General features: G+C 71.5%; 12 protein-coding genes. 10 read left to right on the top strand and 2 right to left on the bottom strand.

The genetic code is table 11. From position 1 onward, the window contains the following. Positions 1-153: 153 nt before the first annotated feature. The 7 genes from ACTWLT_RS06665 to ACTWLT_RS06635 all read left to right on the top strand — a co-directional run bounded on the left by ACTWLT_RS06665 (position 154) and on the right by ACTWLT_RS06635 (position 8696). Positions 154-1221 carry a BMP family lipoprotein gene (locus ACTWLT_RS06665; protein ID WP_252416323.1) on the top strand — a complete coding sequence of 356 codons (1068 nt, stop codon included), beginning with the start codon at positions 154-156 and terminating at the stop codon, positions 1219-1221. A 125-nt stretch (positions 1222-1346) separates the two neighbouring features. After that, positions 1347-3038, top strand: a complete 1692-nt coding sequence (locus ACTWLT_RS06660; protein ID WP_445317550.1) for an ABC transporter ATP-binding protein — start codon at positions 1347-1349, stop codon at positions 3036-3038. Then, positions 3035-4387, top strand: a complete 1353-nt coding sequence (locus ACTWLT_RS06655; protein ID WP_445317549.1) for an ABC transporter permease — start codon at positions 3035-3037, stop codon at positions 4385-4387. Before ACTWLT_RS06660 ends, ACTWLT_RS06655 begins: the two co-directional genes overlap by 4 nt. Before the next feature lie 3 nt (positions 4388-4390). After that, a complete protein-coding gene (locus ACTWLT_RS06650; protein WP_445317548.1) occupies positions 4391-5671 on the top strand; it encodes an ABC transporter permease in 1281 nt (426 codons plus the stop codon). 75 nt (positions 5672-5746) lie between these two features. Further along, the gene (locus ACTWLT_RS06645) at positions 5747-6457 is read left to right on the top strand and encodes a cytidine deaminase (protein WP_510182478.1); all 711 of its coding nucleotides are present in this window, start codon (positions 5747-5749) and stop codon (positions 6455-6457) included. A 165-nt stretch (positions 6458-6622) separates the two neighbouring features. After that, a complete protein-coding gene (locus tag ACTWLT_RS06640) occupies positions 6623-7906 on the top strand; it encodes a thymidine phosphorylase (RefSeq protein ID WP_445317546.1) in 1284 nt (427 codons plus the stop codon). A 109-nt stretch (positions 7907-8015) separates the two neighbouring features. Next, positions 8016-8696 (top strand): DUF4272 domain-containing protein, encoded by a 681-nt coding sequence (locus ACTWLT_RS06635; RefSeq protein ID WP_252415859.1) that lies wholly within the window; start codon positions 8016-8018, stop codon positions 8694-8696. Between the two features lie 2 nt (positions 8697-8698). On the opposite strand, the gene ACTWLT_RS06630 is transcribed toward ACTWLT_RS06635, so the two are convergent. Then, the gene (locus tag ACTWLT_RS06630) at positions 8699-9571 is read right to left on the bottom strand and encodes a putative RNA methyltransferase (protein ID WP_445317545.1); all 873 of its coding nucleotides are present in this window, start codon (positions 9569-9571) and stop codon (positions 8699-8701) included. Positions 9572-9720: 149 nt separating this feature from the next. On the opposite strand from ACTWLT_RS06630, the gene ACTWLT_RS06625 reads away from it, so the two are divergent. Beyond that, on the top strand, positions 9721-10800 hold the full coding sequence (locus ACTWLT_RS06625) for an adenosine deaminase (protein ID WP_445317544.1): 1080 nt from the start codon (positions 9721-9723) through the stop codon (positions 10798-10800). Positions 10801-10804: 4 nt separating this feature from the next. Here ACTWLT_RS06625 and ACTWLT_RS06620 read toward each other — a convergent pair whose 3' ends face one another. Next, positions 10805-11098 (bottom strand): hypothetical protein, encoded by a 294-nt coding sequence (locus tag ACTWLT_RS06620; RefSeq protein WP_252415856.1) that lies wholly within the window; start codon positions 11096-11098, stop codon positions 10805-10807. Between the two features lie 502 nt (positions 11099-11600). Here ACTWLT_RS06620 and ACTWLT_RS06615 point away from each other — a divergent pair. Beyond that, positions 11601-15197, top strand: a complete 3597-nt coding sequence (locus ACTWLT_RS06615) for a sensor histidine kinase (protein WP_445317543.1) — start codon at positions 11601-11603, stop codon at positions 15195-15197. After that, positions 15194-15598 carry a roadblock/LC7 domain-containing protein gene (locus ACTWLT_RS06610; RefSeq protein ID WP_007455462.1) on the top strand — a complete coding sequence of 135 codons (405 nt, stop codon included), beginning with the start codon at positions 15194-15196 and terminating at the stop codon, positions 15596-15598. The genes ACTWLT_RS06615 and ACTWLT_RS06610 overlap by 4 nt, the downstream gene beginning before the upstream one ends. Positions 15599-15603 lie beyond the last annotated feature (5 nt).

The following is a 15603-nucleotide window of genomic DNA, read 5'->3' as shown; positions in this document are numbered from 1 at the left end:
GTGCACGATTGTCGGCCGGTGGGTGGGCGCGGGCGTACGCTCCCGTCCGTAACGTGGGACAGCCGGCGGCACACCGCAGGTCGGCTGATGGGCTGCCACCGCACTAGGCGCGGTGAGCAATGGGAAGGAGACGTCTTGCGCTCGGTGCGTGGGATGCGGATCGCCTCGATCTTCGCGGTGGGTGGGCTCGTGCTCAGCGCCGCCGCGTGTGGCGAGGCCCCCGATGAAGACAACAACGCCGGCAGTGGCGCCAAGAAGTTCAGCGCCTGCATGGTGACCGACGTCGGCGGCATCGACGACAAGTCGTTCAACACCTCGGCCTGGAAGGGTCTGCAGGACGCCAAGGCCGCCAACAGCAACATCGACACCAAGTTCGTGGCGTCGAAGGCGGAGGCCGACTACGAGCCGAACCTGACGCAGTACGTCAACCAGAAGTGCGACTTCATCCTCGCGGTCGGTGGCCTGATGGCCAACGCCACCTCGAAGATCGCCAAGGCCAACCCGAACCAGGCGTTCGGCATCGTCGACGCCAACCCGGGTGACGCCAACGTCTACCCGATGCAGTTCGACACCGCGCAGGCCGCGTTCCAGGCCGGCTACCTGGCCGCCGGGATGAGCAAGTCCGGCAAGGTCGGCACCTACGGCGGCCTGCCGATCCCGCCGGTGACCATCTTCATGGACGGCTTCGTCGACGGCGTGGCGCACTACAACAAGACCAAGGGCAAGAACGTCCAGGCGCTGGGGTGGAACAAGGAGACCCAGAAGGGTTCCTTCACCAACGACTTCGCCAAGCAGGACGAGGGCAAGAAGGTCTCCGACGCGCTGGTCGCCCAGGGCGCCGACATCATCATGCCGGTCGCCGGTGGCTCCGGCCTCGGCACCACGTCCGCGGCCAAGGCCTCGGGCGGCAAGTACAGCACCATCTGGGTGGACGTCGACGGCTGCGAGAGCACCCCGGACTGCTCCGCGATCGTGACCACGGTCGTCAAGAACATCCCGGAGGCCGTCAAGGAGGCCGTGCTGAAGGCCGCCGGTGGCGAGAAGCTGCAGGCGAGCCCGGGCTTCGTCGGCACCCTGGCCAACAACGGCGTCTCGATCGCCCCGTACCACGACTTCGAGAGCAAGGTTCCGGCCGAGCTGAAGGCCGAGGTCGACAAGATCAAGGCGGACATCGCCGCTGGCACGATCACCGTCACCTCGAAGGCCCAGCCGACCAAGTGACGACCGGCCGATCCCTCCGGTGAGATCATCGGTTGGGTCGGCGGGGGACAGGTACGACCGATCCGGCCGCTCCGGCGCCGCGGGTTAACCACCCGCGGGGCCGGAGCGGCCGATCGCGCGCCACGGTGACCGGGCCGGCCGGCCCGGTCGACGGCAGCTACGCTGCACCATCGCTCGCACTCCAGGAGGTTGCGCTGAGACTCGAACTGCGCGGCATCACCAAGAGATTCGGTGATCTGGTCGCCAACGACCACATCGACCTGACGGTGGAGCCTGGAGAGATTCACGCCCTGCTCGGCGAGAACGGCGCGGGCAAGTCGACCCTGATGAACGTCCTCTACGGGCTCTACCAGCCCGACGAGGGCGAGATCCTGGTCGACGGCAAGCCGCTGAAGCTGAAGGGCCCGTCCGACGCGATCGCCGCCGGGATCGGCATGGTGCACCAGCACTTCATGCTGGTGCCGGTCTTCACCGTGGCGGAGAACATCATGCTCGGCGCCGAGCAGGTCCGGGGCGGCATCGCCGGCTTCCTGGACCGGCGGCGTGCGCGGCGTGAGGTCGCCGAGGTGTCCGAGCGCTACAACCTGCGGGTCGACCCGGATGCGGTGATCGAGGACCTGCCGGTCGGCATCCAGCAGCGCGTCGAGATCGTCAAGGCTCTCACCCGTGACGTCGACCTGCTCATCCTCGACGAGCCGACCGCGGTGCTCACCCCGCAGGAGACCGAGGAGTTGCTGACGGTCATGCGGTCGCTCAAGGCGGCCGGCAAGTCGATCGTCTTCATCACCCACAAGCTCGGCGAGGTCAAGGCGATCGCCGACCGGATCACCGTGATCCGGCGCGGCAAGACCGTCGGCACCGCCTCGCCGGAGGCCAGCCGGGACGAGTTGGCCGCGCTGATGGTCGGGCGCAACGTCCGCCTCACCGTGGAGAAGTCCCCGGCCACGCCGGGCGAGCCGGTGCTGGAGGTGTCCGGGCTGGTCGTGGACGACGACCGGCAGATCCGGGCGGTCGACGGCGTGGACCTGACCGTGCGCGCGGGCGAGGTGCTCGGCGTGGCGGGCGTGCAGGGCAACGGCCAGACCGAGCTGATCGAGGCGATCATGGGCCTGCGCCCGGTGCTCGCCGGCACGGTCAGCCTGGCCGGTGACCGGATCGACGGCTGGAGGACCAAGAAGGTGCTCCGCGCCGGCGTCGGGTACGTGCCCGAGGACCGCAGCGTGGACGGCCTGGTCAAGGAGTTCAGCGTCGCCGAGAACCTCGTGCTGGACATCTACGACCGGCCGCCGTTCGGCGCCGGGCTCGCGCTCAAGCCGGACGCGATCGCGTCGTCGGCGAAGGAGCGGATCGAGCAGTTCGACGTACGCACCTCATCGGCCGACGCGCCGGTGGGCACCCTCTCCGGCGGTAACCAGCAGAAGGTGATCGTGGCCCGGGAGCTGTCCCGGCCGCTGAAGCTCTTCATCGCCGCCCAACCGACCCGCGGCGTCGACGTCGGGTCGATCGAGTTCATCCACAGCCGGATCATCCACGAGCGGGACATCGGCACCGCCGTCATGGTGGTCTCCAGCGAACTCGACGAGGTCATCGGGCTGGCCGACCGGATCGCGGTGATGTACCGGGGCCGGATCATCGGCATCGTCGGCCCGGACACCCCGCGTGAGGAGATCGGCCTGCTGATGGCCGGCATCAGCCCGGACGCGCTTCCCGAGCGCGGTGCGGATGCCGCGCCGACCGACGGCGCGGCTACCGGCGGCACGGTGACCGACGGGGGCCCGGCGAGCGCCGCGCGCCCCGCGAGCGAGGACGAGGTATGAGCGACCCCAACCAGTCCGGTTCGCCGGACAAGGAACCGGCGAGCGAGGCGCAGGCCGCGCAGACCGCTCTCGGCAACACCGAAAAGGCCGAGCCGACCACCGGGCCGGGCCGATCGGCGCCGGAGTCGAAGCCCACGCTGGGCCGGCTGTTCCTGGACAACCTCTGGGCGGCCAACACCTTCACGGTGACCCTGCTGTCGCTGGTGCTGGCGATCGTGGTCGGCGCGATCCTGATGATCATTTCTGATCCGGAAGTGCTTTCCACCTACTCGTACATCACCTCCCGCCCGTCCGATGCGCTCAACTCCAGTTGGACGTTGGTCAGCGAGGCGTACGCGAACCTGTTCAAGGGCTCGATCTTCGACCCGGAGGCGTTCTCCGGCTGGGTGAACGGCGACAACGGCTGGCAGGCCGTGCTCGCGCCGATCTCCGAGACGCTCACCTACACGGCGCCGCTGGTCTTCACCGGCCTGTCCGTGGCGCTGGCCTTCCGCGGCGGCCTGTTCAACATCGGCGCCCAGGGCCAGGCCACCATCGGCGTGATCTTCGCGGCGCTGGCCGGTTTCCTGCTGCCGTTGCCGCCCGGCCTGCACCTGCTGGTGGCGGTGCTGGCCGGTGCTCTGGGCGGGGCGGTCTGGGGCTTCATCCCCGGCATCCTCAAGGCCCGTACCGGTGCGCACGAGGTGATCAACACGATCATGCTCAACTACATCGCCACGTACTTCCTGACCTGGCTCATCGTGCAGAACGGCGTGCAGGACCCGACCCGCACCGACGCGATCAGCCGGGCGGTGGACAACTCCGCACAGCTGCCGCGACTGCTCGGCGACAACCTTCGGGTGCACGCCGGCATCCTGCTCGCCGTGCTGGCCACCTGGGCGGTCGCCTGGCTGCTCAACCGCTCCACCCTCGGCTTCGAGCTGCGCGCGGTCGGCGCCAACCCGGACGCCGCCCGCACCGCGGGTATCAGCGTCACCCGGACGTACGTCCTCATCATGGTCTTCGCCGGGGTCCTGGCCGGTCTCGGCGGCTCGAACATGGTGCTCGGCTCCACCGCCAGCGCGTTGACCCCGCTCGTGGTCGCGCAGATCGGCTTCGACGGCATCCTGGTGGCACTGCTCGGGCGGGTGAAGCCCTGGGGGGTGCTGCTGGCGGCGCTGCTGTTCGGCGCGCTCCAGGCCGGTGGCAACCGGATGCAGTCGTACTCGGGGATCTCGCTGGAGCTGGTCACGGTGCTCCAGGCGCTGATCGTCATCTTCATCGCCGCGCCGGCCCTGGTGAAGGCGATCTTCCAGCTCCGGGCCGCGCGTGCCGCCCGGTTGCAGACGAGCCTGGCGAAGGGCTGGTAACTCATGTCCACCATGGCTGTCCCCGACGTCGCGGTCGCCCCGGTCGACGAGGGCTTCTGGACCCGTGGCCGCAAGGTCGGTCTCACGCTGCTGGCGCTCGGCTTGCTGGCGGCGGTGCTCTTCGGTGCGCTCGCCACCGACCAGCAGGCCCGGTTCACCCTCAGCGACGACGCGGCCGGCGCCGCGCTGGAGATCAACGGCACGATCGGCGCGATCCTGTTCGGGATCATCACGATCGCCGCCGGCGCGGCACTGCTCGCCGGGGTGCCGAAGCGGTGGTTCCTCCCGGTGCTCGGCGTCGGGCTGGTCGGCTTCGTGCTCTCCTTCCTCTGCTGGCAGGTCTCCGCCGCGCCGACCGGGCAGAACTTCATGCCGCTGGTCAACATCATCCGGGGCACCTTCATCCTGGCCCTGCCGCTGATCTTCGGCGCGCTGGCCGGTGTGCTCTGTGAGCGTTCCGGCGTGGTCAACGTGGCCATCGAGGGGCAGTTGCTGATGGGCGCCTTCAGTGGCGCGCTCTTCGGCAGCATCTCCGGCAGCGTCTGGGTGGGTCTGGTGGCCGCCGCCATCGGCGGTGCGTTCATCTCGCTGCTGCTGGCCATCTTCGCCATCCGCTACCTGGTCGACCAGGTGGTCATCGGCATCGTGCTGAACCTGCTCGCGGTCGGTGTCACCGGCTTCCTCTACGAGCGGCTGATGCAGACCAACATCGAGCGGTACAACAGCGCTCCCCGCTTCGGCAACTGGAACATCCCCCTGCTGGAGGACATCCCGGTCCTCGGCCCGGCGCTGTTCCGCGGCAACATCTTCCTCTACCTCGGCCTGCTCCTGGTGCTGGTGATCCACATCGCGCTGATCCGCACCCGGTGGGGGCTGCGCACGCGCTCGGTCGGCGAGCACCCGACCGCCGCCGACACGCTCGGCGTCAAGGTGCTGCGGGTGCGCTACCGCAACGTGCTGCTGGCCGGTGTCGTCGCCGGCATCGGGGGTGCCTCCTACACGCTGGCGCTCTACTCGTTCACCAAGAACATGATCGGTGGCAAGGGCTTCATCGCGCTGGCGGCGCTGATCTTCGGCCGGTGGAACCCGACGGGGGCGCTGCTCGCCGCGCTCTTCTTCGGCTTCGCCGACCAGCTCGCCACCTACCTGGGCGCGATCAACAGCGTGATCCCCAGCCAGTTCCTGGCCATGCTGCCCTACCTGGCCACGATCCTGGCGGTGGCCGGGCTCGTCGGCCGGGTCCGGGCACCCGCCGCCGACGGTAAGCCGTACATCAAGGGCTGACGCCCGGGTGGCCGACGCGGCGGGACCGAGGTGGTCCCGCCGCAGGCCACGATGGCGGTGCGGCAGAATGATGGGATGACCGAGATCGACTGGGCGCGCCTGCGCGCCGCCGCGACGGAGGCGATGCGGCACGCGTACGCGCCGTACTCCACGTTCCCGGTCGGTGCGGCCGCCCTGGTCGACGACGGCCGGATCGTGGTCGGCTGCAACGTCGAGAACGCCGCGTACGGGGTGACGCTCTGCGCCGAGTGCGGCGTCGTCTCCAGCCTGCACGCCACCGGCGGCGGCCGGCTCGTGGCGCTCTCCTGTGTCGACGCCACCGGTGAGCCGCTGATGCCGTGCGGCCGGTGCCGGCAACTGCTCTGGGAACACGGCGGGCCGGAGTGCCTGATCGAGGCCAAGGGCCGCCCACTGCGGATGGCCGAGCTGCTGCCACACGCCTTCGGTGTCGAGGACCTGGAGGCGGTGACCGGCGAGACGCCCGTGCCGGTGGTTCCCGAGCGGCTGGCCGCCTGGCGCGGACGCGGCACCGTCTTCGTGCACCCGGACATGTCGGCCGGCCAGCAGGTCTGGACGGCGTACTGGGAGCGGTCGGCCGGGGACGACGCCGGCGCCGAGACCGGTGTGCTGGAGGAGGCTCCGAGCTGGGACGACCCGGCGGAGGCGATCACCTGGGGTATGGCCCGGACCCCCCGGGTCGTGGTCGTCGACGCGACCGGGACGATCTTCTGGGCCGGCGAGGGTGAGCCGCCGATGGAGATCCCGGTGCGCTGGTCGGCGCCCTGAGCTTGTCGGTGGTTGCGGTTCAGGGCCGGGGCCGACCGTACCCGGCTCCGGGCGGTCAGGCTTGATCCCTCCGCCGGGCACGGTCGGCCCGGCCCGTCGTGGGCATGGCCGTCCGTCGGTCACGGTTGCGAGCCGGCATCTCGATACGACTAGAGAGATCTTTCGATGAGTAGTGGTTTTGCTGCTGTTGACGTCATCCGTACCAAGCGGGACGGGGGTGTGCTGTCGAACGCGCAGATCGACTGGGTGGTGGACGCGTACACCCGGGGGGTGGTCGCCGACGAGCAGATGTCGGCGCTGGCCATGGCGATCCTGCTCAATGGAATGACCGCGCCGGAGATCGCCCGGTGGACCGCCGCGATGATCGCCAGCGGTGAGCGGCTGGACCTCTCGGCGGTGCGTCGTCCGACGGTCGACAAGCACTCCACCGGTGGCGTCGGCGACAAGATCACCCTGCCGCTCACCCCGCTGGTGGCGGCGTGCGGCGCCGCCGTGCCGCAGCTGAGCGGGCGCGGCCTCGGGCACACCGGCGGCACGCTGGACAAGCTGGAGTCGATCCCCGGCTGGCGGGCCGCGCTGACCAACGACGAGTTCATCACCCAGCTCGCCGACGTGGGTGCCGTCATCTGCGCGGCCGGCGCCGGGCTCGCCCCCGCCGACCGCAAGCTGTACGCGCTGCGCGACGTGACCGGCACCGTGGAGGCGATCCCACTGATCGCCAGCTCGATCATGAGCAAGAAGATCGCCGAGGGCACCGGTGCGCTGGTCCTCGACGTGAAGGTCGGTTCCGGTGCCTTCATGAAGTCCGTCGACCAGGCCCGCGAGCTGGCCCGCACCATGGTCGAGCTGGGCGGGGCGCACGGCGTCCGGACGGTCGCCCTGCTGACCGACATGTCCACCCCGCTCGGCCTGGCGATCGGCAACGCCGTCGAAGTGACCGAGTCGGTCGAGGTGCTGGCCGGTGGCGGGCCGGCCGACGTGGTGGAGCTGACGCTGGCCCTGGCCCGGGAGATGCTCAACGCCGCCGGCCTGCCGGACGTCGACCCGGCGGCGGCGTTGCGCGACGGCCGGGCGATGGATTCCTGGCGGGCGATGGTCCGGGCGCAGGGCGGTGACCCGGACGCACCGATGCCGGCCGCCCCGGAGGTCGAGGTGGTCCGCGCCGAGCAGGACGGGTACGTCGCGGCCGTCGACGCGTACGCCATGGGGGTTGCGGCCTGGCGGCTCGGCGCGGGCCGGGCCCGCAAGGAGGACCCGGTCAGCGTGCCGGCGGGGGTCGTGCTGCACAAGCGGCCGGGCGACCCGGTGCGGGTCGGCGACGCCCTCTACGAGCTGCGCGCCGAGGACCCGGCGCGGATCCCGGCGGCGCTGGCGGAGGCCGCCCGCGCGGTACTGATCGCGCCGACGGCACCGGCGGCGACGCCGCTGGTCATCGAACGGATCGGCTGACCGCGCGAGGGGTCGGGGTGGCGTGGTGCCGGTCACCTGGGAGCGCTATTGTCGCAGGCCAAGGGGGGATAGTCGGCCTTGAGCCGTCGCGAGCAGACAGGAATCCGCCGTGACCGTACCTGCCCCCGACCCCCGTGAGGTGCGCGAGGCGAGCCTGGACGAGCTGTCCCGGCTCGGCCTGCCGTTGCCGCCGGCCCAGTTCCCACTCGTGTGGGAGCCGGGTGACGAGATCGAGCTGCGCCCCACGAGGGAGATCGAGGCACGGATCGCCGTGCTGCACCTGATCCTGGCCCGCTGCTTCGGGATGCCCCCGCAGGCGGCGATGAGCTGGTTGCTCGGCTCGCACCTGGTCGAGATGGTCACGCCGCCGGAGTGGCAGTTCGTGATGGGCGGCAAGGGCGACCACCGCTCGTTCGTGCTGCACCACGACGCGCTCTTCGCGCTGTGCTGGGTGCTGGGGCTGACCAAGCAGCTCGACCCGACCCTCGCCGTCGACGAGCGGCTCATGGAGCGGCTGCCGCACATCGCGGAGGGGGAGATGTTTCCGCGCTGGCGGTCCCGCATCCTCACCGCGCCGCAGCACCCCGCCGACGCCGCCGCCCTGCTCGACCTGCACTACTGCCTGGACTGGGCGTACCTGGAGACCGAGCGCAGCGGGCGACCGGTGCCGGGCCTCATCGACGCGAACGCGATCGGGCAGCGGCGCTGGGCGCTGGAGTGGGCGGTGATCCTGCGCGGGCCGTACCACGAGGAGCCGCCCGGTTGGGAAGAGGTCGACCTCTCCACCTGAGCTCAGCGGGGTCGGTGGGCGTCGAGCCGGATCGCCACGGTCACCCGGGCCGGGTCGGGCAGCGCGGCCAGGCGGGTGGCCAGGATGGCCGGGTCGGTGTGCCAGGCGCTGGGACCCATCCCGACCAGGGTGGCGACCTCCGGCCGGGTCAGCGACAGCTCCGCGCGGTGCACCGCCGAGCTGACCGGGGTGAAGTGAGCGCCCAGGCTGCCGGCCACCCGGTCGGACTTGTCGGGGTCCACCCGGAGCAGGTCGAGAGCGTCCACCAACTCGGTGAGGTGGTCGGCGGCGGGGGTGACCACGAGCAGCGTGCCGGCCGGGTCGAGGACCCGGTGGAACTCCGGGCCGTTGCGCGGGGCGAAGACGTTCAGCAGCACGGCCGTCGAGGCGTCGGCGAGCGGCAGCCGCTGCCAGGTGTCGGCGAGCGCCGCGGCCGCCCGGGGATGTGCGCGGGCCGCCCGGCGCAGCGCCGGTTTGGACACGTCCAGGGCCAGACCCACGGCGTCCGGCAGCGCCGCCAGCACCGCGCCGAGGTAACGGCCGGTGCCGGCGCCGGCATCCACCACCAGGGGGTACGCGTCGACGGGCCGAACCCCACCGACCCGGTGCACGGCCAGTGCCGCGGCGTCGGCGAGCGCGGCCGAGATCAGGTCGTAGTGCCCGGCGGCGAGGAAGTCCTCCCGGGCGGCCACCATCTCCGCGCTGTCGCCGGCGTGCGGGGCGCGGCCGGCCAGCAGGTTGACGTATCCCTGCCGGGCGATGTCGAAGCTGTGCCGGCGTGGGCAGCGCAGCGCCCTGGCGCTACCGGCGGTCGTCCCGGCCAGCGGCTCGCCGCAGACCGGGCAGCGCAGCCGGTCGAGGATGCGTGGGTCCACGTCAGGCCGCCGGGTCGTGCCACCGGGGTGCGTCCATGCGTCGAGTCTAGCCTTTTGGTTGACACATCATCGAAACGTGTCCACGGCTGGCGACCCGGAGCGGGGCGGTCCCGTCCCAGGGCCGGCCGGCGGCTGACTAGGGTCTGAGCATGGCCGCAACTATCCGATACGAGGACATCGTCAAGGTCCCGAAGGCCCTGCTGCACGACCACCTCGACGGCGGGCTCCGGCCGGCGACGATCGTCGAGCTGGCTGCGGAGGTGGGCCACGAGCTGCCCACCACCGACGCGGAGGCGCTCGGGCGCTGGTTCGTCGACGCGGCCGACTCCGGCTCCCTGGAGCGCTACCTGGAGACGTTCGCGCACACCGTGGCGGTCATGCAGACCGCGCCGGCGCTGCGGCGGGTGGCCCGGGAGTGCGCGCTGGACCTGGCCGCCGACGGGGTGGTCTACGCCGAGGTGCGCTTCGCCCCGGAGCAGCACCTGGAACAGGACCTCAGCCTGGACGAGGTGGTCGAGGCGGTGTTGGCCGGCTTCGCCGAGGGCACCGCCCAGGCCGTCGAGGCGGGACTGACCATCCGGGTGGGCACCCTGCTCACCGCCATGCGCCACGCGGCCCGCTCGCAGGAGATCGCCGAGCTGGCCGTGCGGCACCGGGACGCCGGGGTGGTCGGCTTCGACATCGCCGGTGCCGAGGCCGGCTTCCCGCCCACCCGGCACCTGGACGCCTTCGAGTACCTCCAGCGGGAGAACTTCCACTTCACCATCCACGCCGGGGAGGCGTTCGGCCTGCCGTCCATCTGGCAGGCGATCCAGTGGTGCGGCGCGGACCGGCTCGGCCACGGGGTGCGGATCGTGGACGACATCACCCCCGGCGGGGTGCCGGTGCTCGGGCGGCTGGCCGCGTACGTCCGGGACAAGCGGATCCCCCTGGAGCTGTGCCCGTCGTCGAACGTGCAGACCGGCGCGGTGGACTCGATCGCGGACCATCCGATCGGCCTGCTGCGGGACCTGCGCTTCCGGGTGACCGTCAACACCGACAACCGGTTGATGAGCGGCACCTCGATGTCCCGGGAGATGGCGCTACTGGTGGAGACGTTCGGCTACGGCTGGCGGGAGTTGCAGTGGTTCACCATCAACGCGATGAAGAGCGCCTTCATCCCGTTCGACGAGCGGCTGCGGATCATCGATGAGGTGATCAAGCCGGCGTACGCCAAGCTGCTGGCCTGACCGGTCAGCCGTGCGGGTGGCCGGCGAGCAGGCCGGCCACCCGGTGCAGCACCTCCCGCGCGCGGGCCGCCTCCGCACCCAGCCCGGTCTGCCGGCGCAGCACCGCGGGCTCCGACCGCAGCAGCGCCACCCCGCGACGGACCAGCACCCGGGGTGCCTTGCGCTGCTCGGACAGGTCGCGGGCCAGCCGGCGCAGGAAGGTCGCCCCACGTGGGCGGCGCAGCGCGTACGCGCCGGCGAGCAGCCCACGACGCCGGCACTCCTGCACGATCTCGGCGGCGAAGATCCCTTCAGCCACAAAAATTGGAGATCCGGCGACATCAAATGGCCGGGTGGCCACCCTTCGATCTGCGCCGATCGCATAAACCGGCACATCCGCCCGACCTTCGCGGGCCAGCCGGGCAATCGTTTCCACCGCGGTCAGGGCGTCCCACGAGTCGGGTGATTCCCAATCCACCTGGCCGTTTCGACGCGGCAACGTAGGGTCATCGCCGTCTTTGTAGAAGTCGTCCAGGCAGAGCACCGGTAGACCGGTTTGCTGCGCTATGTAGGACTTTCCGGAGCCAGAAGGGCCGGCGAGCAGGACAACGCGGTGCGGATGTTTCATTACCTTCAGTTACTCCGGCCAGACGGACTGCTATCAAATCGTATCAACATCTCATCACACCTCCGGCGGGTGACAACCTGGGCTTTCTTCTTGCGGGGCGGCGTGATGGAATCTCGGGGGTCCGACCCGCCGGGTCGGTCGCTGGGCGTTGCCCGGGGCAACGCGTTGAAGCTGTAATCGCGAGGGCGGTGACGTGAGCAAACGGCCAAAGACGGCGGGCTCCTTCCTGTCGCGGCTGCGCCGGCCGGCCAGCCGGCTCCGGGACATGCCGATCTGGTCCAAGCTCGGTCTCATCATGATCGTGCCGACCATCGCCACGGTCGTTGTGGGCACCAGTGGTCTGGTCGACCACCTGGAGACACTGAACAATGCCAACCGGGCCGGCGACCTGGCCAACCTGTCGAGCTACTCGGGTGACCTGGTCGACACGCTGCAGGACGAGCGGACGGCGGCCGTGCTGCTGTCGGCCGCCGACGGGACGCAGCCGAAGGCGCAGTACCAGGAGGCATACAACCGGGTGAACTCCCGGGTCGACCAGGCGAAGGGCCCCTACCTGCAACAGCGGGCCGAGATCGAGGATCTCCCGGCCAGCCTGGAGAGCCTGCTCGACCAGATCGACCAGGACCTGAAGGACCTCCCGGGCGCTCGCAGCCAGGTGTTCAGCAGCAAGCTCAAGCTCACCGAGACCGTCCAGGCGTACGAGGGCCTGATCAACAATCTGCTCGCCATCCGTGAGTCGGCCACCCAGCTCGCCGGTAACAACGAGCTGAGCGACCGGATGCGCGCCGCCGCCGCCGTGGCGCGGGAGAAGGAGTTCCTCTCCGTACGCCGGGTCGTCGTGCACCGCGCGCTGGACCAGAGGCAGCTGACCCCGGTGCTGCGCACCGACTACATCGCCAGCGGCACCGGTCAACAGCAGGCGGAGCAGAGCTTCAAGGCCGTCGCCACCCCCGAAGAGGCCGCGTTCCACGATCAGACGATCGCCGGCGGTGACCGCCGCGAGGCGCAGAACTACATCGGCTGGATGGACGGCAACACCACCGGCGACATGCGCGGTGCGATCTTCGGCCCGGACCAGTGGGACTCGGCCATGACGGCCAACGCCAAGCTGATCCGCACGGTCGAGACGAAGCTCGACCGTGACGTGGTCGCCGAGGCCGACAACCTGCGCTCGGACGTCCAGCGCCAGGTGTTCCTGGAGACCGGCCTGCTGCTCAGCATGCTGCTGCTGGCCATCCTCTTCGCCTACCTGGTCGCCCGCTCGATGGCCCGCTCGCTGCGTGAGCTGCGGCAGGGCGCCCTCTCCGTCGCCCAGTACGGTCTGCCGCAGGCGGTGGCCCGGCTGCGCGACCCGCAGGTCGTCGGTCAGCTCTCCCCGGTGCAGCTGGCCAACCAGATCGCCGAGCCGCTGCCGGTCCGCAGCAAGGACGAGTTCGGCCAGGTGACCGAGGCGTTCAACGCGGTCCACCTGGAAGCCGTCCGGACGGCCGCCGAGCAGGCGGCGCTGCGCGCCTCCGTCGCGACCATGTTCGTCAACCTGGCCCGCCGCTCCCAGATCCTGGTCGACCGCCTCATCGGTCACCTCGACCGGCTGGAGCGCGGCGAGGAGGACCCGGACCGGCTGGCCGAGCTGTTCCAGCTCGACCACCTGGCCACCCGGATGCGCCGTAACGACGAGAACCTGCTGGTGCTCGCCGGCGCCGACTCCACCCGTGTGCAGCGCGAGCCGGCCGCCCTCATCGACGTGCTGCGCGCCGCGCAGTCCGAGGTCGAGCACTACACCCGGATCGAGTTCGGGGTCATCGACCGCGACATCGAGGTCGCCGCGCACGCGGTCAACGACCTGGTGCACCTCGTCGCCGAGCTGTTCGACAACGCCACCGCGTTCTCCCCGCCGGACTCCCAGGTGATGGTGGAGGCCCGGCGCGTCGGCGACCGCGCCTCGCTCTACGTGGAGGACCGCGGCATCGGCATCAGCCGCGACCAGCTGTACGAGCTCAACGAGCGGCTCGCCACGCCGCCGCAGGTGGACGTGGCCGTGTCCCGAATGATGGGCCTGGTCGTGGTCGCCCGGCTGGCGTCCCGGCACGGGGTCCGGGTCGAGCTGCGTCCCGGTGGTGACCGCGGCACGGTCGCCGACGTGACCCTGCCGACCTCGGTGCTGGTGCCCCGGGCGCTCTCCGGTCGGGTGCAGCAGCCGCCGGCGCTGCCCGCGGCCGGCGCACCGCAGCTGCACGGTGGGCCCACGCCGGCCTTCGGCGCGCTGCCCGCACTGGGCAACGGCCCCCGCCCCAGCGAGTCCGGCAACCAGGTCACCCTGGGCGGCCGCCCGTTCGATCCGGCCGCCCGCAACGGCGCCGGCACGCCCGCCAACAACGGTGCGTACCGCTCGATGCCGGCCTGGTCGGACCTGACCGGTGCGGCCGGGGCCAACGGCGGCGACGGGTTCACCCCGCGTACGGCCAACGGCCAGCCGATCGACCCGCTGCCGCAGCGCCGCTCCGGCGACGAGTCGCAGAACACCGGCCAGCAGCAGAACATCCCGCGGCAGCTGCCCAGCAGCCCGGAGGCGCACCCGTACTCGCCGCCGCCGGTCTCCGCGCCGCCGCTGCCGCCGGTCTCGGCCCAGCCCTACTCCGGCGCGCCGGTCTCCGCCTCGCCGGCCTCCGGTCAGCCGTATTCCGGTCAGCCCTACTCGGGTGCGCCGTACGCCGGTCCGCCGGTGTCCGCCGCCCCGGCCTCCGGGCAGCCGTACGCCGGTCCGCCGGTGTCCGCGTCGCCCGTCTCGGCCACCCCGGCCTCCGGTCAGCCGTACTCGGCGCCGCCGGCATCCGGGCAGTCGTTCAGCGGTTTCGCACCCCGATCGGCCCCGCCCGCACCCGCGCCCAGCGCGCCCGCACCGCCGGCCTGGCCGCCGGTGCAGGGTGGCGACCGGGACGCGGCGACCCCGCCGGTGCCCGAGCGGCTCGCCGCCGCCCTGGACATGACGACGGAGCTGCCGCGGGTGCCGCGTCCCGAGCAGTCGACCGCCGCGCCTCAGCCGCCGGCACCGACCCCGGCGGCGCCGACCCCGGCGGCACCGGCCCAGAGCCGGCCCGCGCCGCAGCAGCCGCAGGCCCAGAACCGGCAGCGGTACGCGGACGAGACGATGGAGCTGCCGATCTTCCGGGAGCTCGAGTCGGCCTGGTTCCGTACCCGCCGTCCGGGGCCGGAGGAGGCCGCGGCCGGCGCACAGCCGGCGGCGAACGGTGGCACCGCGACCCAGCAGTTCGCCACGGTCGACGCCAGCGGTCGGGCAGGCCAGAAGACACCACCCGGGACGACAGGTAACGCACCGATGGCAGACACTCCGACGGCCGGAGGAGCGCCGCGGGACAACGGGTCGACAGCGAACGGGGGCACCCGCCCCAGCCTCGCCGAGAGCCTGCCGAACCGCCGGCCCCAACCGCAGACCAACGGCTGGCAGACCGCTGCCGACGACGGCTGGCGTGCTGCCTCGGCGGCGGCCAGCGCGGCGCCGGTGAGCGAGACCACCACGACCGGTCTGCCGAAGCGCAAGCCGATGGCGCAGCTGGTGCCGGGAGCGGTGGAAAAGCCCGTCATCTCGGCCCAGCGCCGTACCCCGGAGGCGGTCCGTGGCCTGCTCTCCGCCTATCACCGGGGCGTACAGCGGGGGCGTAGCACCTCGGACAACCCGACCAGCCCGGAGGCGACTCCGGGAGGGCAGCAATCCTCGCAGTCTGGCTCAGGCCCGGTGGCCGGGAGCGGGCAGAAGGAGCAAGAAGGATGACAACTACGCAGGATCTTGGTTGGCTGCTGGCCAACTTCGCCGACCGGGTGCCCGGTGTCGCGCATGCGGTCGCCGTCTCGGCGGACGGCCTGCTTCTCGCGTCGTCACGGGATCTGCCGCGGGACCGGGCCGACCAGCTGGCCGCGATCGCGTCCGGTCTGGTCAGCCTGACCCAGGGGGCGGCTCGCTGCTTCGAGGGAGGCGCCGTGCTGCAGACCGTCGTCGAGATGGACAATGGCTTCCTGTTCCTGATGTCCATCTCGGACGGCTCGTCCTTCGCCGTGCTGGCCGCCCGCAGTTCCGACGTCGGGCAGGTCGGCTACGAGATGGCGCTGCTGGTCGACCGGGTGGGCGACGCGTTGACTCCGCAGCCGCGTGCGGCTGCGGGAATGCTGGGCTGACGCGT

The organism is Micromonospora yongxingensis, assembly GCF_052601155.1.
The sequence above is the reverse complement of the archived record's forward strand: the minus strand, read 5'-3'. Positions and strand labels throughout refer to the sequence as shown.

What these genes read in the sequence shown, in the direction of transcription:
- ACTWLT_RS06665 (WP_252416323.1), top strand. Translation starts at nt 154, where the DNA reads ATGCGGATCGCCTCGATCTTCGCGGTGGGTGGGCTCGTGCTCAGCGCC.
- ACTWLT_RS06655 (WP_445317549.1), top strand. Translation starts at nt 3,035, where the DNA reads ATGAGCGACCCCAACCAGTCCGGTTCGCCGGACAAGGAACCGGCGAGC.
- ACTWLT_RS06650 (WP_445317548.1), top strand. Translation starts at nt 4,391, where the DNA reads ATGTCCACCATGGCTGTCCCCGACGTCGCGGTCGCCCCGGTCGACGAG.
- ACTWLT_RS06645 (WP_510182478.1), top strand. Translation starts at nt 5,747, where the DNA reads ATGACCGAGATCGACTGGGCGCGCCTGCGCGCCGCCGCGACGGAGGCG.
- ACTWLT_RS06640 (WP_445317546.1), top strand. Translation starts at nt 6,623, where the DNA reads ATGAGTAGTGGTTTTGCTGCTGTTGACGTCATCCGTACCAAGCGGGAC.
- ACTWLT_RS06625 (WP_445317544.1), top strand. Translation starts at nt 9,721, where the DNA reads ATGGCCGCAACTATCCGATACGAGGACATCGTCAAGGTCCCGAAGGCC.
- ACTWLT_RS06610 (WP_007455462.1), top strand. Translation starts at nt 15,194, where the DNA reads ATGACAACTACGCAGGATCTTGGTTGGCTGCTGGCCAACTTCGCCGAC.